Here is a 25,045-nt window from a genome sequence, read left to right on the forward strand (position 1 = left end):
AAAAGCGGTACTCGAGCTAACGCTCATTGTGTTGAGTGGTGAAGGGCGGAGGTGGACGGCTTTTGCTTTTGCTTTTGTGGGAGTGGGCTTGCCCGTGGAGGCGGCCTTCGGGCCGACCGGGTTTTGGTGGGTGTACATATTCTTTGCTGCCGCTGTGGTCAGCCCCCTCTGCCTCCGGGCGGTACGACGTTTCGGGAGGGCTAGGCGGGCGGCGTTCCGATGAGGGGCTTTTGGTTTTGGTTTTTCAGGTATTGAGGCTTTTCAAACCGCAATAAAAAAGGCGCGATCCCCACGGATCGCGCCTTTTTCATTGCGGGGGTCTATCAGCTGCTCAATGCCTTGGACGCCAGCCAGAACAGCCCGGCAGACAATGCCACGGTCGCCGGCAGGGTCAGGACCCAGGCCAGCAGGATGGTGCGCACGGTGCCGCCTTGCAGGCCGCTTTTGTTGGCGACCATGGTGCCGGCCACGCCCGAGGAGAGGACGTGGGTGGTGGAGACTGGCAGGCTGAAGATGTTGGCCATGCCGATCAGGCTCGCCGTGGTGATCTGCGCCGACATGCCCTGGGAGTAGGTCATGCCTTGCTTGCCGATTTTCTCGCCGATGGTCAGTACCACGCGTTTCCAGCCGACCATGGTGCCCAGGCCCAGGGCCAGGGCGACCGCCAGAATCACCCAGAACGGGGCGTATTCGGTGGTGGTGGTCAGGTCTTTGCGCAATTTGTCCAGGTCAGCCTTTTCACGGGTCGCGAGGCCTGGCAGCTTGCTGACTTTCTTCGCGGTGTCGTCCAGGCAGAGCAGGTAGCGACGCACTTCGATACGGCTTTCCGACGACAGCGAATGGTAGTCCGCAACGCCTTTGAGGGTGTCGAGCAGGGCGGTGATGGTCGGTTCGGTCTGTTGCGGGTTGCAACGGAATTTCTCCGGCAGATCACCTTCCACGCTTTTGCCCAGTGCCAGGAACTCGCCCAGGGTATCGGCGTTGCGCTTGTAGAACTGGCTCAGGTGCAGGGTCGCGTCGCGGGTGCGTTCGATCTGGTAAGTCGTGCTGTTCAGGTCGAGTACGAACTGTGCAGGGACGATACCGATCAGCACCAGCATGATCAGGCCGATGCCTTTCTGGCCGTCGTTGGAGCCGTGTACGAAGCTCACGGCCATGGCCGAGATCACCAGCACCAGACGGTTCCAGAAAGGTGGGTGCTTCTTGTCGTCGATCTTGCGGCGCTGCTCCGGCGTCTTGTGCATCTTCGACAGCGGGCGCCACCATTTCAGGCCGATCAGGATCAGCGCGGCGATCAGGAAACCGGCCATGGGCGAGAACACCAGCGAGGCACCGATATCGATCGCTTTCTGCCAGTTGACCCCGTCGGCCAACGGAATGTCGTTGATCAGGGCGTTGGCCAGGCCGACACCGAGGATCGAACCGATCAGCGTGTGGGAACTGGAGGCCGGGATACCGAAGTACCAGGTGCCCAGGTTCCAGGCGATTGCCGCTGCGAGCAACGAGAACACCATCGCCAGACCATGGCCGGTGTTCACATTGATCAGCAGTTCCACCGGCAGCAAGTGAACGATGGCATACGCCACGCCAACGCCGCCCAGCAGTACGCCGAGGAAGTTGAACACACCGGAAAAGAACACCGCCAGGTGAGGCGGCATGGCTTTGGTGTAGATAACAGTGGCTACCGCGTTAGCGGTGTCATGAAATCCATTGATGAACTCGAAAGCGAGGACAAACGTCAGGGCGAGCAAGAGGCTCACAAGCACCCAAGCATCCAGTCCGCTGAATAAATCGATCATGAAGGTTTTCTGGCCCGGTCATAAGGGGGCGCGATTATGCCAGAAAAGAGTGGAAATCGATGCCCTACCTGCTCATCGGTAACACTCTTCAACGAAATAATTTGTGGCAAGCCGTAACCCCCGAGTGTTTTGCTGGGTTTTACAAGCTGTTGATTTGTCTGAAAAAATAGACAAGCGGTCAGGGTTTTTCCAGCCGTGCGGGTTGCTCAAACGGCTGTGTGAAATATCTCTGAAACGTGTCAGACCAGTACCAATTCCACGTAGGAAGGTAGAGCTGGCCGCTGCCCGCGGGTAGCGGGCGCGCAAGGCATCGTCACCGCACCGTGCTTTTAACCGGTGTGGACGTCAACCCTCGAAAAACTCAAGGCTTCAAGCTCATGGCTCTTCGGCTTTGAGTTCCTTTTCCATTTTTTGCAGTTCTTGCTGGAAGACCTGATCCTGAACGGTGGCGCGTTTACGCCATGGCTTGCGTTCCGGTTCGGGTTGGGCGGCGTAGGTGGTGACTTCTCCGCCGTAAACTTCCTTGTAACGTTGTTCCTGGCGCTCAAGTTCCGCGCGCAGTTCGTCTTTCGTCACAGTGATACCTGTTTGAGTTGAGATAAATGTCTGGTGAAACGCACGGCAACGAATCAACGAGCGCATCTGTCGACCACGGATGCCTGAATTGGCACCGGGTTATCGGCAGAGCGATCAAGACTTCCATGTTGCAGGCGGCTACGGCACCAGATTAAAACTGACGCAGCATCAGTTTCCTGTTTCAGCGAGCGCGCTGGCGGTGCATGGGTAATGAGCATCAGGCGCTTGCCGGGGCCGGCGGCGATGAATATCGCGTCGGCGGGTGGCACCGTCGGCAAGTAAGAAAATGCGGCGCCACTGAGGTGCATTATAGCCATCGAATCGAGAATGACTATCTTTGAAAATTCAAAAGCAGTTCTGAATGTGTGATTGTTTTGTTACTCGCATGTTTTACCCGTAGTTGCAGTCCGAGTGATCCTTTTGTTGAAGAGTGCTGTGTTTCTGACGTCATTTAGTCGATCAACTTAGACAGGCTTTCGAGCGTTCACCAAGTTGGCGGATACAAGCTTGCGGCGCGTTGCGGGCGATTGCGATTATCGGTCGGCGGTTCGATAATCGCCCAATGTTGGCGGTCCGGCGCTTGTGCAAGTGCTCGCGAGCCGCTTGTATAGCTCGCTGATTCGCGCCGGAAAAAAGGACCCGCCATGAACGATCAAATGCGCAACTCTTTCACCTCTGTGGCGCCGCCGATCGTCGCCTCGCCCGCCAAGCGGATCCAGGCGCTGACCGGCGATCCGGACTTCATGACCTCCCTGGCCCGTGGCCTGGCGGTGGTGCAAGCCTTTCAGGAGCGCAAGCGTCACCTGACCATCGCCCAGATCAGCCACCGCACCGAAATCCCTCGCGCGGCGGTGCGCCGTTGCCTGCACACGCTGATCAAACTCGGCTACGCCACCACCGACGGCCGTACTTATTCGCTGTTGCCGAAAGTGCTGACCCTCGGTCACGCCTATCTGTCCTCGACGCCGTTGGCGGTGTCGGCCCAGCCGTATCTCGATCGCATGAGCGAGCAATTGCACGAAGCCTGCAACATGGCCACGCTCGAAGGCGACGACATTCTCTACATCGCCCGTTCGGCCACCACGCAACGGCTGATCTCGGTGGACCTCTCGGTCGGCGGTCGCCTGCCGGCGTATTGCACGTCCATGGGCCGAATTCTCTTGGCGGCGCTGGATGACACATCACTGGGCGAATACCTCGACCACGCGGAACTGGTCGCCAAGACCAGCCGCACGATCCACACCCCCGAGGCCTTGCTTGAATGTCTGCAGCAAGTGCGACAGCAGGGCTGGTGCATCGTCGACCAGGAACTGGAGCAGGGCCTGCGTTCGATTGCGGTGCCGGTGTATGACGCTTCCGGTCAGGTGGTGGCGGCGCTCAACGTCAGCACCCATGCCGGTCGGGTCAGCCGCAGCGAGCTGGAACAACGCTTTTTGCCGGGCATGCTGAGCGCCAGTCGCGACCTCAGCGCGCAGTTGTTTGCGTAAGGAAGCTGTTCGATAAACGCACAGAGTTGCGTTTATCGAATTGACGCTAAAACCCCCGGATCATTAATGTCGCGGCAGCGTCATCCGGCGCTGGCCAAGCAAGGTCAGGCCGGTTCGGCGACTTCCATAATAATGACAAGAGGCAACTTCTCATGCGCATGTCCCCCGACTGTCGCCACTCCCGCCCGTGTTGTCGCTAACGGGCAACGCCTGACTCAAGCCTTCTATTCTTGTGACCGTGCCGCTTCCCGGCCGGCCGCCGTTCGACTGCGTTTTTTTGCGTGGAATAAAAATAATGAACCAGCCTCAGTCCGCCGTAGGTAACTGCCTGGACGTGCAGTCCTTCATCAACGCCCAACCGATCTCGCGCTATCAGTGGCGGGTGGTGATCCTGTGTTTCCTGATTGTGTTCCTCGATGGCCTCGATACGGCGGCCATGGGGTTTATTGCGCCGGCGCTGTCCCAGGACTGGGGCATCGACCGCGCCAGCCTCGGCCCGGTGATGAGCGCCGCGCTGATCGGCATGGTCTTCGGCGCACTGGGTTCCGGGCCATTGGCTGACCGCTTCGGGCGAAAAGTCGTATTGGTCGGTGCGGTGCTGCTGTTCGGTGCCTTCAGCCTGGCGTCGGCCTACAGCAGCAATGTCGAGCAATTGCTGGTGCTGCGTTTCCTCACGGGCCTTGGCTTGGGCGCCGGCATGCCGAACGCCACCACGCTGCTGTCGGAATACACCCCGGAGCGCAAGAAATCGCTGCTGGTGACCAGCATGTTCTGTGGTTTCAATCTGGGCATGGCCGGCGGCGGGTTCATCTCGGCCAAACTGATCCCGGCGTTCGGCTGGCACAGCCTGCTGCTGATCGGCGGAATCCTGCCGTTGATCCTCGCCGTGGTGTTGCTGCTCTGGCTGCCGGAGTCGGCGCGTTATCTGGTGGTGCGCAACCGTGGCACCGACAAGGTTCGCCAGACCCTCGCGCCGATCGACCCGGCCATCGTCGCCCAAGCCTCGAGCTTCAGCGTGCCGGAACAGAAAACCGTCAAGGCGCGCAACGTGTTCGCGGTGATTTTCTCCGGCACCTACAGCGCCGGCACCCTGTTGCTGTGGCTGACTTACTTCATGGGCCTGGTGATCGTGTACCTGCTGACCAGTTGGCTGCCGACACTGATGCGTGACAGTGGCGCGAGCATGGAACAGTCGGCGTTTATCGGCGCGCTGTTCCAGTTCGGCGGGGTGTTGAGTGCGGTCGGCGTAGGCTGGGCGATGGACCGGTTCAATCCGCACAAGGTCATCGGCACTTTCTACCTGTTGGCCGGGGTGTTTGCCTACGCGGTGGGGCAGAGCCTGGGCAGCATGACATTACTGGCGACGCTGGTGCTGCTGGCCGGCATGTGCGTCAACGGCGCGCAATCGGCAATGCCTTCGCTGGCGGCGCGGTTCTACCCGACCCAGGGCCGGGCGACCGGTGTTTCGTGGATGCTGGGGATTGGCCGCTTCGGCGCGATTCTCGGGGCGTGGATGGGTGCGACCTTGCTGGGGCTGGGCTGGAACTTCGAGCAAGTGCTGACGGCATTGGTGATTCCGGCGGCACTGGCCACCACCGCCGTGGTGATCAAGGGGCTGGTCAGCCATGCGGATGCGACTTGAGTTCAGTCTTCTGAATCTTCGCTGAAGGTTCTGGCCTTTTCGCGGGCAAGCTCTCTGCCACGGAATCTCCGTCGTTTCTGTGGCAGAGGGCTTGCCCGCGAAGCATTTGAGGCTGATTGTTAGCTGGATAACAATCTGTTCGATAAACGAACACTCAGTCGATTATCGGATTGTTTGGCGATTTTCAGCGGCTTAATCTGCAGTGACTCCGGCGCAGAACCTCGCGCCTTTTTATCACTGGCGATCCACTACAAAATCGGGAGCCGCTCCATGGCTGAGATCCTTTCGCTGCACGACGCGGTGAAGCAATTCGTCAACGACGGTGACACCGTCGCGCTCGAAGGCTTCACTCATCTGATCCCTACGGCGGCGGGTCACGAAATCATTCGTCAGGGCAAGAAAGATCTGACCCTGGTGCGGATGACGCCTGACCTGATCTACGACCAACTGATCGGCGCCGGCTGTGCGCGCAAGCTGATTTTTTCCTGGGGCGGCAATCCGGGCGTGGGTTCGCTGCACCGTCTGCGCGACGCGGTCGAGAAACAATGGCCACATGCTCTGGAAATTGAAGAACACAGCCACGCCGACCTGGCGAATGCCTACGTCGCCGGCGCTTCCGGCCTGCCGTTCGCGGTGCTGCGTGCCTACGCCGGTTCCGATCTGCCGAAGGTCAATCCGTTGATCAAGTCGGTCACGTGCCCGTTTACCGGTGAAGTGCTGGCGGCGGTGCCGTCGGTGCGTCCGGACGTGACGGTGATCCATGCGCAGAAGGCCGACCGCAAGGGCAACGTGCTGTTGTGGGGCATCCTCGGCGTGCAGAAAGAAGCCGCGCTGGCCGCCAAGCGTTGCATCGTCACCGTCGAAGAAATCGTCGATGACCTCAAGGCGCCAATGAACGCCTGCGTCCTGCCGACCTGGGCCTTGAGCGCGGTGTGCCATGTGCCCGGTGGCGCGCATCCGTCCTACGCCCACGGTTACACCGAGCGGGACAATCGTTTCTATCAGGCGTGGGACCCGATCGCCCGCGACCGTGAGACGTTTACCGCGTGGATCAACGAATACATCCATGGCTGCGCTGACTTCAGCGCGTTCCAGGCCAAGTTGGCCGCTGCTTCGGAGGCCAAGTAATGACTTACACCACCAATGAAATGATGACCGTCGCGGCGGCCCGTCGCCTGAAGAACGGTTCGGTGTGCTTCGTCGGCATCGGCCTGCCGTCGAAAGCGGCCAACCTGGCGCGTCTGACCTCGTCGCCGGACGTGGTGCTGATCTACGAATCCGGCCCGATCGGTGCCAAACCGAGCGTGCTGCCGCTGTCCATCGGTGACGGTGAGTTGGCGGAAACCGCCGACACCGTCGTTCCTACCGGTGAGATTTTTCGCTACTGGCTGCAGGGCGGACGCATCGACGTCGGTTTTCTCGGCGCGGCTCAGGTCGACCGCTTCGGCAACATCAACACCACCGTCGTCGGCAGTTATCACCAGCCGAAAGTGCGTCTGCCGGGTGCCGGTGGTGCGCCGGAAATCGCCGGTTCGGCGAAAAGTGTGCTGATCATCCTTAGACAGTCGGCACGTTCGTTTGTCGACAAACTCGACTTCATCACCTCGGTCGGTCACGGCGAGGGTGGCGATTCGCGCAAACGCCTGGGCCTGCCGGGCGCCGGGCCGGTCGGCATCATCACTGACCTGTGCATCATGGAGCCGGAAGCCGGCACCCATGAGTTCGTGGTCACCGCGCTGCATCCGGGGGTGACCCGCGAGCAGGTGATCGCTGCCACCGGGTGGCCGATCCGGTTTGCCGACAGCGTTGCAATCACCGCTGAACCGACCGAGGTCGAACTGACCGCGCTGCGCGATCTCGAAGCCCGCACCGCAGCCGCCCACGGTCAGGCACCGGGAGAAGCATGATGCGCGACGTTTATATCTGTGATGCGATTCGTACCCCCATCGGCCGTTTTGGCGGTGGCCTGGCGGCGGTGCGCGCCGACGATCTGGCTGCTGTGCCGATCAAGGCGTTGATCGAGCGCAACCCGAGCGTGGACTGGAACGCCATCGACGAGGTGTTCCTCGGCTGCGCCAACCAGGCCGGTGAAGACAACCGCAACGTGGCGCGGATGGCGCTGCTGCTGGCGGGCCTGCCGGAAACCGTGCCCGGCGTGACCCTCAACCGTCTCTGCGCTTCGGGCATGGACGCCATCGGCACCGCGTTCCGCGCCATCGCCAGTGGCGAAATGGAGCTGGCGATTGCTGGCGGCGTCGAGTCGATGTCCCGCGCGCCGTTCGTGATGGGCAAGGCCGACGCGGCGTTCTCGCGCAACATGAAACTGGAAGACACCACCATCGGCTGGCGCTTCATCAATCCGTTGATGAAGGCCCGGTACGGCGTTGATGCAATGCCGCAGACCGCCGACAACGTCGCCGACGACTACGAAATTTCCCGCGAGGATCAGGACGCTTTCGCGCTGCGCAGTCAGCAACGGACTGCCGCTGCACAAGCTTCCGGCTACTTTGCCGAGGAAATCGTCGAAGTACGGATCGCCCACAAGAAGGGTGAAACCGTGGTCAGCCAGGACGAACATCCCCGCGCCGACACCACCCTCGAAGCCCTGACCAAACTGAAACCAGTCAACGGTCCGGACAAAACTGTCACCGCCGGCAACGCTTCCGGTGTGAATGACGGGGCGGCGGCCCTGATTCTGGCCTCAGCTGACGCGGTGAAAAAACACGGCCTGACCGCTCGCGCCAAAGTGCTGGGCATGGCCAGTGCCGGGGTTGCACCACGGGTGATGGGCATCGGCCCGGTGCCGGCGGTGCGCAAACTCACCGAGCGTCTGGGCGTGGCGGTCAGCGATTTCGATGTGATCGAACTCAACGAAGCCTTTGCCAGCCAGGGCCTGGCGGTATTGCGCGAACTGGGGCTGGCGGACGACGCGGCCCAGGTCAACCCGAACGGTGGCGCGATTGCCTTGGGCCACCCGTTGGGCATGAGCGGCGCGCGTCTGGTGTTGACCGCCCTGCATCAACTGGAAAAGACCGGTGGCAAGAAAGGTCTGGCGACCATGTGCGTCGGCGTCGGCCAGGGTCTGGCTCTGGCAATCGAACGCGTCTGACGCCTTGGCGTGACGAATAAGAACAGAGGAAAGCGAAATGACTGACAAGCCTGGTTACCGTCGCCCACAGGAAGGCACCCAGCCGCCGTACCTGCATCCGACGTATCAATCCACCAATCTGCGCTCGCCGTCCAAGCCGTTGGTGTTTCTGCCCCATTCGCTGTCGGAAATCACTGGCCCGACTATCGGTGCCGAGCGGGTTGCCGACACCGATAACGACCTGACCGCCCAGCACGCTGGCGAGCCGTTGGGCGAGCGGATCATCATCCATGGCCGTGTGCTTGATGAGGACGGTCTGCCGGTGCCGGGGATTCTGGTAGAGATCTGGCAGGCCAACGCCGCCGGTCGCTACAACCATGCCCGCGACCTGCACGACGCGCCGCTGGACCCGAATTTCACCGGCACCGGCCGCACCGTGACCGACGCCGACGGCTGGTATCAGTTCCAGACCATCAAGCCCGGCGCTTACCCGTGGGGCAATCACCACAACGCCTGGCGCCCGGCGCACGTGCATTTTTCGTTGTTCGGGCCAAGCATCCTGACGCGCCTGGTCACCCAGATGTACTTTCCGGGCGATCCGCTGCTGGCGTATGACCCGATCTACAACTGCGTGCCGGACACCCGCGCCAAGGAGCGCCTGATCGCCGCTTTCGATCTGGAAAAAACCATTCCGTCCTACGCCCTCGCTTATCGCTGGGACATCGTGCTGCGCGGCCGCGAAGCCACGCCGATGGAGAAATGAGATGACCCTGACCGCGACCACTTCCCACACTGTCGGGCCGTATTACCACATCGGCCTGACCTGGCTGAACCGCGAGAACCTCGCCACTGAACTGACTCTCGGCGAACGCGTGGCGATCACCGGGCAAGTCATCGACGGCAATGGCGATGTCGTCAACGACGCCATGCTGGAAGTCTGGCAGGCCAACGCTGCCGGCAAGTACGACCACCCGGAAGACGAGCAGGACAAACCGCTGGACCCGAACTTCGAAGGCTTCGGCCGGGTGCCGGTGGATGCCGAGGGGCGTTTCCGTTTCACCACGATCAAACCGGGCACGGTCGAGGGACTGAAAGGCTCGACCCAGGCGCCGCATCTGGTGGTACTGGTGTTTGCCCGGGGTCTGGTCAAGCACCTGCTGACCCGGATCTATTTCGAAGGCGACCCGGCCAACGTCGATGATCCGTTGCTCGAATGTGTGCCGGCCGAGCGCCGCGCGACGCTGCTGGCCAAGCCGGATGCCGCTGGGGTTTATCAATGGAATGTGATTCTGCAGGGCACTGAGGCGGAGACGGTGTTCTTCGATTATTGAGTTCGCCGCGATCCCCGTGGGAACGGGCAAGCCGGCTCCCACGGGGATCGCAGCGGTTGATGTATCTGTGGAACGGGACTGTTGCAAAGTGTGTCTAGACTCTCACGTGTCCCCAAAGAGTAAATAACAATGACAACCCTGACCTCCCACTACACCGGCGAAGAGCGCAGCAAGCGCATCTTCGCCATTGTCGGCGCCTCGTCCGGCAACCTGGTCGAATGGTTCGACTTCTACGTCTACGCCTTTTGCGCGATCTATTTCGCCCCGGCGTTTTTCCCCTCCGACAACCCCACGGTGCAACTGGTCAACACGGCCGGGGTGTTCGCCGCCGGGTTCCTGATGCGACCGATCGGCGGCTGGATTTTCGGCCGGGTGGCGGACAAGCACGGGCGCAAGAATTCGATGATGATTTCGGTGCTGATGATGTGCTTCGGCTCGTTGCTCATCGCCTGTCTGCCGACCTACGCCAGCATCGGGGTCTGGGCGCCGGTGCTGCTGTTGTTCGCGCGTCTGCTGCAAGGTCTGTCGGTGGGCGGCGAGTATGGCACCACCGCCACTTACATGAGTGAAGTGGCGCTCAAGGGCCAGCGCGGTTTCTTCGCCTCGTTCCAGTACGTGACCCTGATCGGCGGACAACTGCTGGCGGTGCTGCTGGTGGTGATCCTGCAACAGTTCCTCAGCGAAGATGAACTGCGTGCCTACGGCTGGCGGATTCCATTTGTGGTCGGAGCGGTGGCGGCGCTGATTTCGCTGTTCCTGCGTCGCACCCTGAAAGAAACCACCAGCAAGGAAATGCGCGAGAACAAGGACGCCGGCAGCATTCGTGCGTTGTTCCGCGACCACAAGGCTGCGTTCATCACCGTCCTTGGTTACACCGCCGGTGGTTCGCTGATTTTCTACACCTTCACCACGTACATGCAGAAATACCTGGTGAACACCGCCGGCATGCACGCCAAGACCGCCAGTTACATCATGACCGGCGCACTGTTCCTTTATATGTGCATGCAGCCGCTGTTCGGCATGCTCGCCGACAAGATCGGCCGCCGTAACTCGATGCTCTGGTTCGGCGCGCTCGGCACACTGTTCACCGTGCCGATCCTGTTGAGCCTGAAAAGCGTTAGCAGTCCGTTCCTGGCCTTCGTGCTGATTACCGTGGCGCTGGCGATCGTCAGCTTCTACACCTCGATCAGCGGTCTGGTGAAAGCCGAGATGTTCCCGCCGGAAGTCCGCGCCCTTGGTGTCGGCCTGGCTTACGCGGTGGCGAATGCGATCTTCGGGGGCTCGGCGGAATACGTGGCCCTGAGCCTTAAATCGGCGGGCATGGAAAACTCCTTCTACTGGTACGTCACGGTGATGATGGCGGTGGCGTTCCTGTTCAGCTTGCGTCTGCCCAGACAGGCGGCGTATTTACATCACGACCTCTAAACCGATGTGCGCGGGCCGTCATGCACGGCCCGCGCCGGCAAGGATTCTTATGACTCAGCGACCGGGCAATCAATTGTTCGATGCCTATTTCACTGCCCGCGATATGCGTGAGGTGTTCTGCGATCACGGCCGGGTGCAGGCGATGCTCGATGTCGAAGCGGCGCTGGCACGGGCCGAGGCGCGGGTCGGGTTGATTCCGGCGACGGCCGTCGGGCCGATCGAAAACGCCTGCGATGCCGGTCTGTACGACTTCGCGGCACTGGGCGAGGCCATCGCCACGGCGGGCAATTCGGCGATTCCGCTGGTCAAGGCGTTGGGCAGGCAAATCGCGGCGGCAGATGCCGAAGCCGAACGCTACGTGCATCTGGGCGCGACCAGCCAGGACGTGATGGACTCCGGGCTGGTGCTGCAATTGCGTCAGGCGCTGGGGTTGATTGAAAACGATCTGGCGCAGTTGGCCGATTCGCTGGCGATGCAAGCGCAGCGTCATGCGGCAACCCCGTTGGCCGGGCGCACCTGGCTGCAACACGCCACCCCGGTCACCCTCGGCATGAAGATCGCCGGTTGGCTCGGCGCCGTGACCCGCAGCCGCCAGCGTCTGCGCGAACTCAAACCGCGTCTGTTGGTGCTGCAATTCGGCGGCGCGTCCGGCACCCTCGCGGCGCTGGGCGAGCAGGCTTTGCCGATTGCCCGGGCACTGGCCGAAGAGCTGCAACTGAGCCTGCCGGAGCAACCGTGGCACACCCAGCGTGATCGCATCGTCGAGTTCGGCGCCGTGCTCGGCCTGATTGCGGGCAGCCTCGGCAAGCTCGGGCGCGACATCAGTCTGTTGATGCAAACCGAAGCGGCCGAGGTGTTCGAACCTTCAGCGCCGGGCAAGGGCGGTTCCTCGACCATGCCGCACAAACGCAACCCGGTGGGCGCGGCGGTGCTGATCGGTGCGGCCACGCGGGTGCCGGGACTGGTGTCGACGCTGTTCAGCGCCATGCCCCAGGAACACGAGCGCAGCCTCGGGCTGTGGCATGCCGAATGGGAAACCCTGCCGGAGATTTGCGGTTTGGTTTCGGGCGCATTGCAACAGGCGCGGCAGCTGGCCGACGGGCTTGAGGTCGATGCCGCACGCATGGCGCGCAACCTGGAACTGACCCAGGGCCTGGTGCTGGCCGAAGCGGTGAGCATCGTCCTGGCGCAACGGGTCGGGCGCGACAAGGCCCATCATCTGCTCGAACAATGTTGCAAACGCGCGGTGGCCGAGCAGCGTCATTTGCGCGCGGTGCTGGGCGATGAACCGCAGGTGACCGCCGAACTGAGCGCCGCTGAACTGGATCACCTGCTCAATCCCGCCCATTACCTTGGCCAGGCACAAGTCTGGGTCGAGCGCGCGGTGGCCGAACACAACGCTTTGACTGTCTGAAAGGAGAGGGCTGTGGCTTTCGTTCAACTCGCCGATGGCGAACTGCACTACCAAATTGAAGGGCCGGAGGGCGCGCCGGTACTGGTGCTGTCCAACTCGCTGGGCACTAACCTGCACATGTGGGACGCGCAGATGCCGGCGTTCACCGAGCACTTTCGCGTGTTGCGTTTCGACACCCGTGGTCACGGCCAGTCGCTGGTCACGCCGGGGCCGTACAGCATCGAGCAACTGGGCCACGACGTGCTGGCGCTGCTGGATGCGTTGCACATCGAGCGGGCGCATTTCTGCGGACTGTCGATGGGCGGTCTGATCGGTCAGTGGCTGGGGATCAATGCCGGTCAGCGCCTGCACAAGCTGATCGTGTGTAACACGGCCGCGAAAATCGGCGATCCGTCGGTGTGGAATCCACGCATCGAAACCGTGCTGCGCGATGGTGCGGCGGCGATGGTCGCGTTGCGCGATGCGTCGATTGCCCGCTGGTTTACCCCGGACTTTTCTACCGCCAACCCAGAGACGGCCAAGCAGATCACTGACATGCTCGCCGCCACTTCGCCAGAAGGCTACGCCGCCAATTGCGCGGCGGTGCGTGATGCGGATTTTCGCGATCAACTGGCGTCGATCAGCGCGCCGCTGCTGGTGATTTCCGGCACTGAAGACGCGGTGACGCCGCCGTCCGGCGGGCATTTCATTCAGGCGCATGTGCGAGGGGCGCAGTATGCCGAATTTTATGCCGCACACCTTTCCAACGTTCAGGCCGGCGCTGGGTTCAGCGAGCGGGTACTGACGTTTTTGCAGGCCGATTGAGGACGTATCCGTGGACGAGAAACAACGTTACGACGAAGGCCTGCAAGTGCGTCGCGCGGTGCTGGGCGATGCCCATGTCGACCGCAGCCTGAACGCCCTGACCGAGTTCAACTCGGAGTTCCAGGAGATGATCACCCGCCACGCCTGGGGCGACATCTGGACCCGTCCAGGCTTGCCGCGCCACACCCGCAGCCTGATCACCATCGCCATGCTGATCGGCATGAACCGCGAGGCCGAACTCAAACTGCACCTGCGCGCAGCGGCCAATAACGGCGTGAGCCGTGGGGAGATCAAGGAAGTGATCATGCAGAGCGCGATTTACTGCGGGATTCCGGCGGCCAATGCGACGTTTCATCTGGCCGAGTCGGTCTGGGATGAACTGGGCGTCGAATCCAGGGAGTGATGGAGCCCCGCGCCGGCGCTTTCGCGGGTAAGCCCGCGAAGGCGCCGGACGCTGCGACGCCTCAATCCGCTCCTTCTACTCAAACTCGGGCCACGATAAAAATCCGCTTGAACGGAAACAGCGTGTGCCCGTCGCTCTCTTGCGGATAGTGCTTATGCACCCGCATCACAAAGTGATAGATGAACCGCGCCTGCTCCTCTTTATCGAGCCCCAGCATCACCTGGCGCAACGCCGATACTCTCACCCAGTCATACACCGGCGATTTACCATCGACCACTTGCAGTTGCCGGCTCTCCCAGATTTCCAGGGACCGGGTGACTGGCGCGAGCAGTCGGTAGTAATCCTTGAGTCGCAACAATGGGCGAGCAGCCATACGTTGGCGCAACTGCGTCGTGCCCAGCGGTGTACCGCCGGGGCCGCCATCTTCGAGGGTGTCGAGCATCAGCCGATACCACAACGCATCACGCCAGTTCGGCATGTGGGCGGCCAGGCAACCGCCCGGACTGAGGTAGCCGAGCAGGCGCGGCAATAATTGTTCGTGGTCGTCGATGAAATGCAGCACAGCGGCGGCGAACAATAGATCCGCCTGACTTTCGGGCTTCCAGTCGAGCAGGTCGCACTGCTGCCACGATGCCTTGATCGGCAGGCAGCGTGCTTCTCTCAACATCTCTTCGGAGCTGTCGATGCCCTGCAATTGTGCACGCGGCCAGCGTTCGGCGAGCAATCGTGTGGCAATCCCGGTGCCGCAGCCCAGGTCATAAATGTGCCGGGGATTTTCCACGCGGACACGGTCGAGCAATTCATTGACAGGCTGTTGCCTGAGTCGGGAAAACTGCTGGTACGCCTTGGCGTCCCAGTCGGTGCAGGGCTTGCCCGGCGTTTCGAGGTTTACGCTCATGAGGTGGTCCTCTCTGGCGATTTACAGCTGTCTTCCGATGACGTTGAGCGTTTTCAGGACAACGGCCACACCTTTGCGCGTATCTTCTTCGTTCAGCAGTTTGAGCAGGGCGTAGAGGCTCGGCGGTTTGCCTTGTGTCATGATTTCGGCCTTGGTCATTCGCAGGGTATTGGCCGCTGCCCAACCGGAAGCCGTAACCTCTTCGAACACATTGGCCAGTTTTTCCACCGTGGCGGCATCCAGCAGGTCGATCAGGTCCGACACCAGGGAAAGCAGGTCGACGATGTTGTCCAGTCGCCCGCCATCGATCAAAGGTTGCAATCTGGCCATCAGGGCGCTGTACCCGGGTGTGGCCGACACGTCTTCAGGCATGTTCATCAGCAATCACTCCTCCCTGTGCAGGGTCAAAGCATTCCCCGGGCGACGGCCCAGTACAGGCCGCGATTGAAGCCGTTGCGCAGCAGGCCGCCGATTTTGGTGGGTGGGGTGGGCTGCACGTCTCTGGAGTAGTCGTACCAAAGGGGCATGCCGGCATTGAGGCCCATTTGCGCGACGGCCTGGACCCGCCCGTCATAGATGCTGACCGGTTTGCCGAGACGAATTTCGGCGGCAATGTTGTTGGCGATCACTGGCGCCTGGTTATGGCAGGCCCCCCCGGCCTTGCTGATTGGCAGATCCACGGTGTCGCCGATCACATAGACATTCTCCAGACCATAGACCTGCAGTGTTTCGTGGTTGGTCGGCAGCCAGCCTTCATCGTTTTGCGCCTGCGAGACACCACACTCCAGCACCGCATCCACCGCGCGGATCGGCGGTGTTGCCATCAGGATGTCGAAAGGCTGCGCCTCACCCTCTGCGGAGTAGGCGATTTTCGCATCCGGATCAACCCGGCTCAGGGTGAAGCCGCGCTGATAGTGGATGTCCTTCTGCTCGAAAATGGCAGGCAGAATTTCCCCGGTCGGACGTTGCAGGAACAGGCAGTTTCGCAGCAGTTGGGCGGTGGTCGGGTAGGTGTAGATGATTTCCACCTTGTCCCGAACCCCACGCCGCCGCAGGTAGTCGTCCAGCATCAGCGTCGTTTCCACCGGAGCGATACCGCACTGATGTGGAACGTTGGGCGTCTGGGGGAACGACACGGAGATGAAGATCCGACCCTTTTCAATCGTGCTCAGGCGCTGGGCCAACTGACGGGCCGGATCGTATTGATAGAAATGGTCGCCGGCCTCTTGCAGACCTTCGATGCGTTCCGGTGCCGGCAAACATCCGGTGGCAATCACCAGGAAGTCGTAGCTAAAGGGCTTGCCGCTGCTGGTCTTCAGGCGTTGGCCGGCGAAATCGAAGCGCGTGACCTTTTCGACCTGAAAGCCGATTTCCGGGCGCAGCAATGAGCGTTCCGGGCGTTTGAGTTCTTCTTTGAAATACAGATTGAACGCTACGTACATGAACGCAGGTTTGTAGTAGTGATCGGGGCAATCGGACAACAACAGGATCGAGACTTCGCCGCGCAGGATTTCCGGATACAGCTTGCGGGCCAGTTGATTGGCCAGCATGGTTCCTCCTACGCCGCCACCGACGATAACTATTCGCTTGCTCATACCTGACCTCCGTGGCCAAGGCAGCTTCGCGTACAGCATCCGGAGATAACGGAAGAAAAAGGGCTCCTACAGCCGAGATGGAGAATTCAGTAACTTTTTGACTCTATCCGCGTTTGCGCAAACCGCCAGTTCGATACGACCGGCGGTAAATCGCGACACGCCACATTCTGTGGTGCGTCGGGATTGCAGCTCAGAGCAGACTGATCGGGTAGCTGACGATCAGACGGTTCTCGTCGAATTCGTTGTTGCTGAAGTCGCGGCGCATGGTCGAATTGCGCCATCTGACGTTCAGGTCCTTGAGCGTGCCGCTCTGTACCGTGTAGCCCAGTTCCGATTCACGCCCCCATTCCTTGCCGTCGGTGATGCTGCCGGTGTGGACGTTGTCGCCGCTGATGTAGCGGTTCATCAGGGTCAGGCCGGGAATGCCGAGGGCGACGAAGTTGTAGTCGTGGCGCACCTGCCAGGAACGTTCCCGGGCGTTGTCGTAGCTGGCGTTGTAGCTGTCGTTGGCCAGGGTGCCGCCGCTGGTGCCGTTGACCCGCATCCAGGCGCTGTCGCCGGTGAGTTTTTGCAGGCCGAGATAGAAGGTGTTGCCGCCGTAGCGCGCGGAAAACATCCCCGACCAGGTCTTGTTGTCCAGCTCGCCGGCCCGTGCGCTGCCATCGTCCTTGCCGTAGAAGAAGCCGAGGTTGGCGCCGAGGGTCCAGTCGCCCAGCGGCTGGCTGTGGATCAGGTTGACGTATTGCTGGCTGTAGATGTCCTTGAGTTCGGCGTTCCACAGGCCGATCTGCGTGCGTTTTTCATTGAACACGTACTCGCCGCCCTGGAAGTTGAAACGGTCGGAGGTGAACGCCGCTTTGCCGGTCATCGACATGTCGCTCATGCTGCTGTCGTCGCGCGGGCTGTTGGCGCGGAACTGGCCGCCGTAGAGCGTCAGGCCGTCGATTTCCTTCGAGGTGATCTGCCCGCCACGGAAGGTTTGTGGCAGGGAGCGACCGTCGTCCGACCGCAGGATCGGCAGCACCGGCATCCACTCGCCGACCTTGATTTCGGTCTGCGACAGCCTGGCCTTGAACGCCACGTTGGTGCGGCCGAAGGTGTCCGCCGGGCGGCCGTCATGGTCCAGCGGCAACGCCTGCGTGCCGCCGGTGCCTTTGCCGCCATCGAGCTTCACCGAGTACAACCCCAGCACGTCCATGCCAAAACCGACGGTGCCTTGGGTGAAGCCGGATTTGGCGTCGAGAATGAAGTTCTGCGTCCACTCTTCAGCCTTGCCCTGAGCCTTGGTCGGGTTGGTGAAGTTGCGGTTGATGTAGAAGTTGCGCAGGTTCAGGTTGACCTTGGCTCCTTCGACGAATCCGGCTTCCTCGGCCGCCACGGGCAGGGCGGCGCCGGCCAGTGTCAGGGCGATCAGACCGGGAAATGCATAGGTGGAAGGCGTCATGAGGTGAGTCTCTCTAATTATTTTTAGGTGAAGCGGGGCGCGCTGCCGCGGCGAGCGGGGCAGACATGGCGTCGTGAGTCAGGGGGGGAAACGGCGGCGATCAGCCGGATGGGGCAGGGCGCGGGAGCATGGTGTCGAACCTGTTGTTATTGGTTTTGTGGGACGAATGGTGCGGGGCGCGAGTGGGGCGATTCAATCGCCGAAAGCGGGTTTTGGGCGATTATCGAACGCTAGATGCGGTGGATTGTCCGGTGGGTGTGAGGGCTGTTCACGTCTTTCTGCTACAAACAAAACGCCCGCCAAAATGGCGGGCGTTTTGTGTTCAGCTGCTGATGATCAGAACAGCTTCATCTTCGGCGCTTCTTCCTTCAGCGGTTCGTTCTGCGCGGTCTGCGCATTCCAGCCACCGCCCAGGGCCTTGTACAGGTTGACCGCGCTGGTCAACTGCGCGAGGCGGTCGGTGATCAGCGATTGTTGCGCGCTGAACAGCTGACGCTGGGCATCGAGGAAGGTCAGGTTGCTGTCGACACCGATGCGGTAGCGACGCTCGGCCAGGCGGTAGTAATCCTGGTTGGCGGTGACGAAGTCACGCTGCGCCTGCAACTGTTCGGTGTAGGTCTGGCGTGCGGCCAGGCCGTCGGCAACTTCCTGGAAGGCCGTTTGAATGGACTTCTCGTAGTTAGCCACACCGATGTCCTTCTGGATCTTGGCGTAGTCGAGGCTGGCGCGCAGGCTACCGGCGTTGAAGATCGGCAGGTTGATCTGCGGCTGGAACAGCCACGTACCCGAGCCACCCTTGAACAGGCCGGACAGGTCCGGGCTCAGGCTGCCCGCGTTGGCGGTCAGGCTGATGCTCGGGAAGAACGCCGCACGGGCCGCGCCGATATTGGCGTTGGCCGCCTTCAGGTTGTATTCGGCCTGGAGGATGTCCGGACGACGCTGCAGCAGATCCGATGGCAGACCGGCCGGTACGTCGGCGAGCAGGTCATCCGACAGCGGCTTGGCCGCTTGCAGGTTGGCCGGCACGCCGGTGCCGAGCAGCAGGGTCAGACTGTTTTCGTCCTGAGCGACCTGGCGGGTGTAGCGCGCCAGTTGCGCCCGGGCGTTTTCCACGGAAGTGCGCGACTGCGCCAGGTCCAGTGCCGAGGCCACACCGACTTCGTTGCTGCGGCTGGTCAGCTTGTAGCTTTCCTCGAAGGCACCGAGGGTGTCCTGAGTCAGCTTGAGCAGTTCCTTGTCGGCCTGCCAGGTCAGGTAGGCGTTGGCCACGCTGGCGACCAGGCTGATCTGGGTGCTGCGGCGCGCCTCTTCGGTGGCGAAGTATTGTTGCAGCGCTTGTTCGCTCAGGCTGCGAACCCGACCGAACAGGTCGAGCTCGTAGGCGCTGATGCCGACGGTGGCGGAGTAGGAGCTGCTGATGCTCGCTTCACCGGTCTGCGACGCGCGGGCCGGAACCCGCTGGCGGCTGCCGCTGCCGGTGGCCGAAACGGCCGGGAACAGGTCGGCACGCTGGATGCGGTATTGAGCCGCGTAGGCGTCGATGTTCAGCGCCGCGACGCGCAGGTCGCGGTTGTTTTCCAGGGCCACCTGGATCAGCTGTTGCAGGGCCGGGTCATGGAAAAACTGCTTCCAGCCCTGCTCGGCGGCGGCCTGCGCCGGCGCCTGGGCCGACGAGTACGCCGGGCCTTGCGGGTATTGCGCCGCGACCGGTGCTTCAGGCTGCTGATAGTCAGGGATCAGCGAGCAACCGCTCAGCACGAAGGCGGCGACTGCGATGGAGAGTAGCGACTTGCTCATTGGCCAGCCTCTTTAGGAGTTTCTATGGCGTCATCCTTGCCGGCGTTTTTGCGCTGGCCCATGGACGACACAGTGACGAAGAACAGTGGAACCCAGAAAATCGCCAGGATCGTTGCCGTGAGCATACCGCCAATCACGCCCGTACCGATCGCGTGTTGACTGCCGGAACCCGCGCCGGTGGAAATCGCCAGCGGCACCACGCCGAGGACGAAGGCCAGCGACGTCATGATGATCGGTCGCAGACGCATGCGGCACGCTTCGATGGCGGCATCGCGCAGGCTGCGGCCCTGCTCGTGCAGCTCCTTGGCGAACTCGACGATCAGAATGGCGTTTTTAGCCGCCAGACCGATGGTCGTCAACAGCCCCACCTGGAAGTACACGTCATTGGACAGGCCGCGCAGGCTGGTGGCCATCAGCGCACCGATGATCCCCAGCGGCACCACCAGCATGACCGCGATCGGAATCGACCAGCTCTCATACAGCGCCGCCAGACACAGGAACACCATCAGCAGCGAGAGGGCGTACAGCGCCGGTGCTTGCGAGCCCGACAGACGTTCCTCGTAGGACAGACCGGTCCAGGAAATACCGACACCGGCCGGCAGCTTCTTGGCGATCGCTTCGACTTCGGCCATCGCTTCACCGGTCGAGTAACCCGGCGCCGGGGCACCCAGGATCTCCAGTGCTTCCACGCCGTTGTAACGCGCCAGTTTCGGCGAACCGTAGATCCACTCGCCCTTGGCGAAGGCCGAGAACGGAACCATGGTGCCGGCGGCGTTGCGCACGTACCACTTCTTCAGGTCTTCGGGGCTCATGCGCGAGTCCGGCTGGCCCTGTACGTAGACTTTCTTCACCCGACCACGGTCGATGAAGTCGTTGACGTAGCTACTGCCCAACGCGATCGACAGAGTGTTGTTGATGTCGGCGATGGTAATGCCCAGGGCACTGGCCTTCTCGTCATCGATTTCCAGCTGGAACTGCGGCTCGTCGTTCAGGCCGTTCGGGCGCACCTGGGTGAGCACCTTGCTCTGCGCGGCCATACCCAGGAACTGGTTGCGGGCAGCCATCAGCTTGTCGTGACCGATACCGGCGCGGTCTTGCAGGAACACGTCGAAACCGGTGGCGTTACCCAGCTCCAGTACCGCTGGCGGGGCGAAGGCGAACACCATCGCGTCACGGAAGCCGAAGAAATGCTGCTGGGCGCGGGCGGCGAGGCTGAACACACTGTTGTCGGCATTACGCTCGTGCCATGGCTTGAGCATGATGAACGCCATCCCCGAGCTCTGGCCACGGCCGGCGAAGTTGAAGCCGGTCACGGTGAACACCGAGGCTACCGCGTCGGCCTCACCGCCGTCCTTGCTTGGACGCAGCAGGTATTCACGCATTTCATCCACGACCACCTGAGTGCGCTGGGCAGTCGAGCCGGCCGGGGTCTGCACCTGGGCGAACAGTACGCCCTGATCTTCTTCCGGAAGGAACGCGGTCGGGATGCGGGTGAACAGCCAGACCATGCCGACCACGATCAGCAGATAAGCCAGCAGATACGGTGCCTTGCGCTGCAGGATATTTCCCACGCCACGCTCGTAGCCACGAACACCACGGTCGAAGTTGCGGTTGAACCAGCCGAAGAAGCCTTTTTTCGGCGCGCCGTGCTCACCGTGCGGAATCGCCTTGAGCATGGTGGCGCAGAGTGCCGGGGTGAAGATCAGGGCAACCATCACCGACAGGGCCATGGCCGAAACGATGGTGATCGAGAACTGCTTGTAGATCACACCGGTCGAGCCGCTGAAGAACGCCATCGGCAGCAGTACCGCCGACAGAACCAGCGCGATACCGACCAGTGCGCCCTGGATCTGGCCCATGGACTTCTTGGTCGCTTCCTTCGGTGACAAGCCTTCTTCGCTCATCACCCGCTCGACGTTTTCCACCACGACGATGGCGTCGTCCACCAGCAAGCCGATGGCCAGCACCATGCCGAACATGGTCAGCGTGTTGATGCTGAAACCGGCGGCGGCGAGGATGCCGAATGTACCGAGCAATACCACCGGCACGGTCATCGTGGTGATGACGGTGGCACGGAAGTTCTGCAGGAACAGGAACATCACCAGGAACACCAGCACGATCGCTTCGACCAGGGTTTCAACCACACCCTTGATCGATTCGGTCACCACCGGGGTGGTGTCGTACGGGAACACCACTTCCATGCCTTGCGGGAAGAACGGCTTGAGGTCGTCAATCGTCTTGCGCAGGGCCTTGGCAGTGTCGAGGGCGTTGGCGCCGTTGGCCAGTTTCACCGCCAGACCGGACGCCGGGCTGCCGTTGAACTGGGCGCTGACCGCGTAGTTCTCGCCACCGAGGCCGACATCGGCGACGTCTTTGAGGCGAACCTGCGAACCGTCCTTGTTGACCTTGAGCAGGATTTCCTTGAACTGCTCGGCGGTCTGCAGACGGGTCTTGCCGATGATCGTGGCGTTCAGTTGCTGGCCCTGCACGGCAGGCAAGCCGCCGAGCTGACCGGACGACACCTGGACGTTCTGCGCCGCGATGGCGGTTTTCACGTCGACCGGGGTCAGGTTGAAGTTGTTCAACTTGGCCGGGTCGAGCCAGATGCGCATCGCGTACTGGGCACCGAAGACCTGGAAGTCACCGACACCGGCGGTCCGCGAAATCGGGTCCTGCATGTTCGACACGATGTAGTTGGACAGGTCGTCCTTGGTCATGCTGCCGTCACGCGACACCACGCCGATCACCAGGAGGAAGTTCTTCACCGCCTTGGTTACGCGGATCCCTTGTTGCTGCACTTCCTGCGGCAGCAGCGGGGTGGCCAGGTTCAGCTTGTTCTGGACCTGGACCTGCGCGGTGTCGGAGTTGGTGCCTTGCTCGAAGGTCGCGGTGATGGTCATGCTGCCGTCGGAGTTACTTTCCGACGACACATAACGCAGGTTGTCGATACCGTTGAGCTGCTGTTCGATCACTTGAACCACGGTGTCCTGCACGGTCTGTGCGGACGCACCCGGGTAGGTCACCTGGATCGCAATGGCCGGTGGCGCGATGCTCGGGTACTGGTTGATCGGCAATTTCAGGATCGAGAGTGCCCCGACCAACATGATCACCAGGGCAATTACCCAGGCGAAAATCGGACGGTCGATGAAAAATTTTGACATGGGTTACTCCCCTTTGCCGCCGGCGGCTTTGTCAGCTGCCTGAGCGGGGGCCGGGTTCTTTGCGCCAACGTTGGTCGCTTCGCTCGGCTTGACTTCGATGCCTGGCTTGACGAATTGCAGCCCTTCGGTGATCAGGCGATCGCCGGCCTTCAGGCCGTCTTCGATCAGCCACTGGCTGCCGACGGTGCGGCTGGCCTTGAGCTGACGCAGTTCGACCTTGTTGTCCGGGCCGACCACCAGAGCGGTTGGCGTGCCTTTGAGGTCGCGGGTCACGCCTTGCTGCGGAGCTAGGATCGCTGCGCTGTTCACACCGGCCTGCAACTGGGCGTGCACGAACATGCCTGGCAGCAGGGTGTGATCCGGGTTCGGGAACACGGCGCGCAGGGTCACCGAACCGGTGGTCTGGTCGACCGACACTTCGGAGAATTCCAGCTTACCGTCGAGTTTGTACTGGCTGCCGTCTTCCAGGGTCAGCTTGACCGCAGCGGCGTTGTCGCCGGCCTTTTGCAGACGACCGCTTTCCAGTTCGCGGCGCAGTTCCAGCAGTTCCACCGAGGACTGGGTGACGTCGACGTAGATCGGATCGAGCTGCTGGATCACGGCCATGGCGTCGGTCTGGCCGCTGCTGACGAGCGCGCCTTCTGTCACCGAAGAGCGGCCGATACGCCCGGAAATCGGCGCGTAGACCTTGGTGTAGCGCACGTTGATCTGTGCGGTCTGCAAGGACGCTTCCGATTGCAGGCGGTTGGCCACGGCGGTGTCGTATTCCTGACGGCTGACCGCTTGCTCATCGACCAGTTGCTTGTAGCGGTCGGAGATCGACTTGGTCGAACGCAGGTTGGCTTCGGCGCTTTTCAGGGTCGCTTCATAGACCGACGGATCGATCTGATACAGCTGCTGGCCGGCTTTGACATCGCCGCCTTCCTTGAACAGACGCTTGAGAATGATGCCGTTGACCTGCGGTCGAACTTCAGCGATGCGGAACGCACTGGTGCGCCCCGGCAGTTCGGACGTGAGGGTGAACGCTTGTGGTTGCAGGGTGACGACGCCGACCTGAGGAGGTGGTGCGGCGGGAGCCGCCTCTTCCTTTTTACATCCGCTGAGCAGCGATGCCAGGGCGACGGCAGTGACCAGAGCGGTAACAGCTGGCTTGAATTGCATGAAGATCCTCGGGTCAGGCGCGCGAAAAGCGCACAAGAAGTGTGGAAGGGTAAAAATCAGGTGCCGGGTGGATAAGTAGCTTGCTAAGGAATATACTTACGTTCATGGTTGTTTGTAAACACCTTGGCCGCGTACCCAGCCTGATACAAAAGTCGTCGCAAGGTCTGAAATTGTAGGCCGGGGCGTCGATCCACGAGAGATCACCCCCTTTTTATTCAGCGGATATTCAGCCATCCCTGAAACATCCTGTTTGAGGTTTTACTGTCATGGTCCGTCGTACCAAAGAGGAAGCTCAAGAAACCAGAAGCCAGATTCTCGAAGCCGCCCAGAAAGCCTTCTATGAACGGGGCGTGGCGCGTACGACGCTGGCGGATATCGCCAGCCTGGCCGGCGTGACTCGCGGCGCCATCTACTGGCATTTCAGCAATAAGGCCGATCTGTTGCAGGCGATGCTCGATACGCTGAAAGAGCCGCTGGATGAACTGGCCAGAGCCAGTGAGAGCGAGGACGAACTCGATCCACTGGGCTGCATGCGCAAGCTGCTGATTCATTTGTTTCATCAAGTTGCTCTGGATCCGAAGACCCGGCGTATCAACGAAATTCTGTTTCATAAGTGCGAGTTCACCGATGAAATGTGCGATCTGCGCCAACAGCGTCGGGAAGCCAGTCTCGAATGCAATCTGCGTATCGGCCTGACCTTGCGCAACGCCGTGAATCGCGGCCAGTTGCCGGCGGATCTCGACACTGCCCGCGCGGCCATCAGCATTCACGCGTACATCGATGGCCTGTTGTACGGCTGGCTGTTGGTGCCTGACAGCTTTGAACTGCACGCCGAAGCCGAGCGCTGGGTTGAAACCGGGCTGGATATGCTGCGCTTGAGCCCCAGCCTGCGCAAATGAAACAAAATACGTAATTGGATCAGTTTGTGTCGATGATGGAGGCGAATGAAGATCCCTGTTCGCTCGCCCCGCTGCAATGGGATGCTTTTATATACCGCTGCGGTTCGAGTTGAAACATAGC

21 protein-coding genes are annotated in these 25,045 nt (G+C 61.5%); 12 read left to right on the plus strand and 9 right to left on the minus strand.

Annotated features, from left to right (window positions below; translation table 11 throughout):
• Positions 1 to 323: 323 nt before the first annotated feature.
• Positions 324 to 1,799, minus strand: coding sequence for an inorganic phosphate transporter (locus tag N8H74_RS19025; RefSeq protein WP_262149460.1), 1,476 nt, complete (start codon positions 1,797 to 1,799; stop codon positions 324 to 326).
• 375 nt (positions 1,800 to 2,174) lie between these two features.
• A complete protein-coding gene (locus N8H74_RS19030; RefSeq protein ID WP_007986337.1) occupies positions 2,175 to 2,375 on the minus strand; it encodes a hypothetical protein in 201 nt (66 codons plus the stop codon).
• 644 nt (positions 2,376 to 3,019) lie between these two features.
• Here N8H74_RS19030 and pcaR point away from each other — a divergent pair.
• From pcaR to pcaC, 11 genes are all read left to right on the plus strand, one after another.
• Positions 3,020 to 3,862, plus strand: coding sequence for a pca regulon transcriptional regulator PcaR (gene pcaR / locus N8H74_RS19035; protein ID WP_217831511.1), 843 nt, complete (start codon positions 3,020 to 3,022; stop codon positions 3,860 to 3,862).
• A gap of 295 nt (positions 3,863 to 4,157) precedes the next feature.
• A complete protein-coding gene (locus N8H74_RS19040; protein WP_217831509.1) occupies positions 4,158 to 5,504 on the plus strand; it encodes an MFS transporter in 1,347 nt (448 codons plus the stop codon).
• A 270-nt stretch (positions 5,505 to 5,774) separates the two neighbouring features.
• Entirely contained in the window at positions 5,775 to 6,632 is an 858-nt protein-coding gene (locus tag N8H74_RS19045) for a CoA transferase subunit A (RefSeq protein WP_217831507.1), read from the plus strand.
• Positions 6,632 to 7,411, plus strand: coding sequence for a CoA-transferase subunit beta (locus tag N8H74_RS19050; RefSeq protein ID WP_262149465.1), 780 nt, complete (start codon positions 6,632 to 6,634; stop codon positions 7,409 to 7,411). Before N8H74_RS19045 ends, N8H74_RS19050 begins: the two co-directional genes overlap by 1 nt.
• Complete coding sequence (gene pcaF / locus N8H74_RS19055; protein WP_262149467.1) at positions 7,408 to 8,613, plus strand: 3-oxoadipyl-CoA thiolase; 1,206 nt, start codon at positions 7,408 to 7,410, stop codon at positions 8,611 to 8,613. Before N8H74_RS19050 ends, pcaF begins: the two co-directional genes overlap by 4 nt.
• Before the next feature lie 37 nt (positions 8,614 to 8,650).
• Positions 8,651 to 9,355 (plus strand): protocatechuate 3,4-dioxygenase subunit beta, encoded by a 705-nt coding sequence (gene pcaH / locus N8H74_RS19060; RefSeq protein WP_217831504.1) that lies wholly within the window; start codon positions 8,651 to 8,653, stop codon positions 9,353 to 9,355.
• Position 9,356: 1 nt separating this feature from the next.
• Positions 9,357 to 9,923: a protocatechuate 3,4-dioxygenase subunit alpha gene (gene pcaG, locus N8H74_RS19065; protein ID WP_262149470.1), complete on the plus strand. Its 567-nt coding sequence runs from the start codon at positions 9,357 to 9,359 to the stop codon at positions 9,921 to 9,923.
• Positions 9,924 to 10,052: 129 nt separating this feature from the next.
• Positions 10,053 to 11,348 (plus strand): MFS family transporter, encoded by a 1,296-nt coding sequence (locus N8H74_RS19070; RefSeq protein WP_217831501.1) that lies wholly within the window; start codon positions 10,053 to 10,055, stop codon positions 11,346 to 11,348.
• A gap of 49 nt (positions 11,349 to 11,397) precedes the next feature.
• Positions 11,398 to 12,762: a 3-carboxy-cis,cis-muconate cycloisomerase gene (locus N8H74_RS19075; RefSeq protein ID WP_262149474.1), complete on the plus strand. Its 1,365-nt coding sequence runs from the start codon at positions 11,398 to 11,400 to the stop codon at positions 12,760 to 12,762.
• Positions 12,763 to 12,774: 12 nt separating this feature from the next.
• A complete protein-coding gene (gene pcaD / locus N8H74_RS19080; protein ID WP_262149476.1) occupies positions 12,775 to 13,566 on the plus strand; it encodes a 3-oxoadipate enol-lactonase in 792 nt (263 codons plus the stop codon).
• 10 nt (positions 13,567 to 13,576) lie between these two features.
• The gene (gene pcaC, locus N8H74_RS19085) at positions 13,577 to 13,969 is read left to right on the plus strand and encodes a 4-carboxymuconolactone decarboxylase (protein ID WP_003222417.1); all 393 of its coding nucleotides are present in this window, start codon (positions 13,577 to 13,579) and stop codon (positions 13,967 to 13,969) included.
• Positions 13,970 to 14,048: 79 nt separating this feature from the next.
• Here the strand turns inward: pcaC and N8H74_RS19090 are convergent, their stop codons facing one another.
• From N8H74_RS19090 to emhA, 7 genes are all read right to left on the minus strand, one after another.
• Positions 14,049 to 14,867: a methyltransferase domain-containing protein gene (locus N8H74_RS19090; RefSeq protein WP_262149478.1), complete on the minus strand. Its 819-nt coding sequence runs from the start codon at positions 14,865 to 14,867 to the stop codon at positions 14,049 to 14,051.
• A 21-nt stretch (positions 14,868 to 14,888) separates the two neighbouring features.
• On the minus strand, positions 14,889 to 15,245 hold the full coding sequence (locus N8H74_RS19095; RefSeq protein ID WP_262149480.1) for a DUF1641 domain-containing protein: 357 nt from the start codon (positions 15,243 to 15,245) through the stop codon (positions 14,889 to 14,891).
• Positions 15,246 to 15,271: 26 nt separating this feature from the next.
• Complete coding sequence (locus N8H74_RS19100) at positions 15,272 to 16,462, minus strand: FAD/NAD(P)-binding oxidoreductase (protein WP_262149483.1); 1,191 nt, start codon at positions 16,460 to 16,462, stop codon at positions 15,272 to 15,274.
• Positions 16,463 to 16,652: 190 nt separating this feature from the next.
• Complete coding sequence (locus N8H74_RS19105) at positions 16,653 to 17,906, minus strand: OprD family porin (RefSeq protein ID WP_262149485.1); 1,254 nt, start codon at positions 17,904 to 17,906, stop codon at positions 16,653 to 16,655.
• Between the two features lie 336 nt (positions 17,907 to 18,242).
• The gene (gene emhC, locus N8H74_RS19110; protein ID WP_217831490.1) at positions 18,243 to 19,703 is read right to left on the minus strand and encodes an efflux RND transporter outer membrane subunit EmhC; all 1,461 of its coding nucleotides are present in this window, start codon (positions 19,701 to 19,703) and stop codon (positions 18,243 to 18,245) included.
• Positions 19,700 to 22,864, minus strand: coding sequence for an efflux RND transporter permease subunit EmhB (gene emhB / locus N8H74_RS19115; protein WP_262149487.1), 3,165 nt, complete (start codon positions 22,862 to 22,864; stop codon positions 19,700 to 19,702). The genes emhC and emhB overlap by 4 nt, the downstream gene beginning before the upstream one ends.
• Positions 22,865 to 22,867: 3 nt before the next feature.
• Positions 22,868 to 24,025, minus strand: a complete 1,158-nt coding sequence (gene emhA, locus N8H74_RS19120; protein ID WP_217831487.1) for an efflux RND transporter periplasmic adaptor subunit EmhA — start codon at positions 24,023 to 24,025, stop codon at positions 22,868 to 22,870.
• A 266-nt stretch (positions 24,026 to 24,291) separates the two neighbouring features.
• Between emhA and N8H74_RS19125 the strand changes: the two genes are divergently transcribed.
• The gene (locus tag N8H74_RS19125) at positions 24,292 to 24,924 is read left to right on the plus strand and encodes a TetR family transcriptional regulator (RefSeq protein WP_217831486.1); all 633 of its coding nucleotides are present in this window, start codon (positions 24,292 to 24,294) and stop codon (positions 24,922 to 24,924) included.
• Positions 24,925 to 25,045: the final 121 nt, after the last annotated feature.

The organism is Pseudomonas sp. B2M1-30, assembly GCF_025447575.1.
In the GTDB taxonomy this organism is placed as follows: domain Bacteria; phylum Pseudomonadota; class Gammaproteobacteria; order Pseudomonadales; family Pseudomonadaceae; genus Aquipseudomonas; species Aquipseudomonas botevensis.

What these genes read in the sequence shown, in the direction of transcription:
- N8H74_RS19025 (WP_262149460.1), bottom strand. Translation starts at nt 1,799, where the DNA reads ATGATCGATTTATTCAGCGGACTGGATGCTTGGGTGCTTGTGAGCCTC.
- pcaR (WP_217831511.1), top strand. Translation starts at nt 3,020, where the DNA reads ATGAACGATCAAATGCGCAACTCTTTCACCTCTGTGGCGCCGCCGATC.
- N8H74_RS19040 (WP_217831509.1), top strand. Translation starts at nt 4,158, where the DNA reads ATGAACCAGCCTCAGTCCGCCGTAGGTAACTGCCTGGACGTGCAGTCC.
- N8H74_RS19045 (WP_217831507.1), top strand. Translation starts at nt 5,775, where the DNA reads ATGGCTGAGATCCTTTCGCTGCACGACGCGGTGAAGCAATTCGTCAAC.
- N8H74_RS19050 (WP_262149465.1), top strand. Translation starts at nt 6,632, where the DNA reads ATGACTTACACCACCAATGAAATGATGACCGTCGCGGCGGCCCGTCGC.
- pcaF (WP_262149467.1), top strand. Translation starts at nt 7,408, where the DNA reads ATGATGCGCGACGTTTATATCTGTGATGCGATTCGTACCCCCATCGGC.
- pcaH (WP_217831504.1), top strand. Translation starts at nt 8,651, where the DNA reads ATGACTGACAAGCCTGGTTACCGTCGCCCACAGGAAGGCACCCAGCCG.
- pcaG (WP_262149470.1), top strand. Translation starts at nt 9,357, where the DNA reads ATGACCCTGACCGCGACCACTTCCCACACTGTCGGGCCGTATTACCAC.
- N8H74_RS19070 (WP_217831501.1), top strand. Translation starts at nt 10,053, where the DNA reads ATGACAACCCTGACCTCCCACTACACCGGCGAAGAGCGCAGCAAGCGC.
- N8H74_RS19075 (WP_262149474.1), top strand. Translation starts at nt 11,398, where the DNA reads ATGACTCAGCGACCGGGCAATCAATTGTTCGATGCCTATTTCACTGCC.
- N8H74_RS19090 (WP_262149478.1), bottom strand. Translation starts at nt 14,867, where the DNA reads ATGAGCGTAAACCTCGAAACGCCGGGCAAGCCCTGCACCGACTGGGAC.
- N8H74_RS19095 (WP_262149480.1), bottom strand. Translation starts at nt 15,245, where the DNA reads ATGAACATGCCTGAAGACGTGTCGGCCACACCCGGGTACAGCGCCCTG.
- N8H74_RS19100 (WP_262149483.1), bottom strand. Translation starts at nt 16,462, where the DNA reads ATGAGCAAGCGAATAGTTATCGTCGGTGGCGGCGTAGGAGGAACCATG.
- N8H74_RS19105 (WP_262149485.1), bottom strand. Translation starts at nt 17,906, where the DNA reads ATGACGCCTTCCACCTATGCATTTCCCGGTCTGATCGCCCTGACACTG.
- emhC (WP_217831490.1), bottom strand. Translation starts at nt 19,703, where the DNA reads ATGAGCAAGTCGCTACTCTCCATCGCAGTCGCCGCCTTCGTGCTGAGC.
- emhB (WP_262149487.1), bottom strand. Translation starts at nt 22,864, where the DNA reads ATGTCAAAATTTTTCATCGACCGTCCGATTTTCGCCTGGGTAATTGCC.
- emhA (WP_217831487.1), bottom strand. Translation starts at nt 24,025, where the DNA reads ATGCAATTCAAGCCAGCTGTTACCGCTCTGGTCACTGCCGTCGCCCTG.
- N8H74_RS19125 (WP_217831486.1), top strand. Translation starts at nt 24,292, where the DNA reads ATGGTCCGTCGTACCAAAGAGGAAGCTCAAGAAACCAGAAGCCAGATT.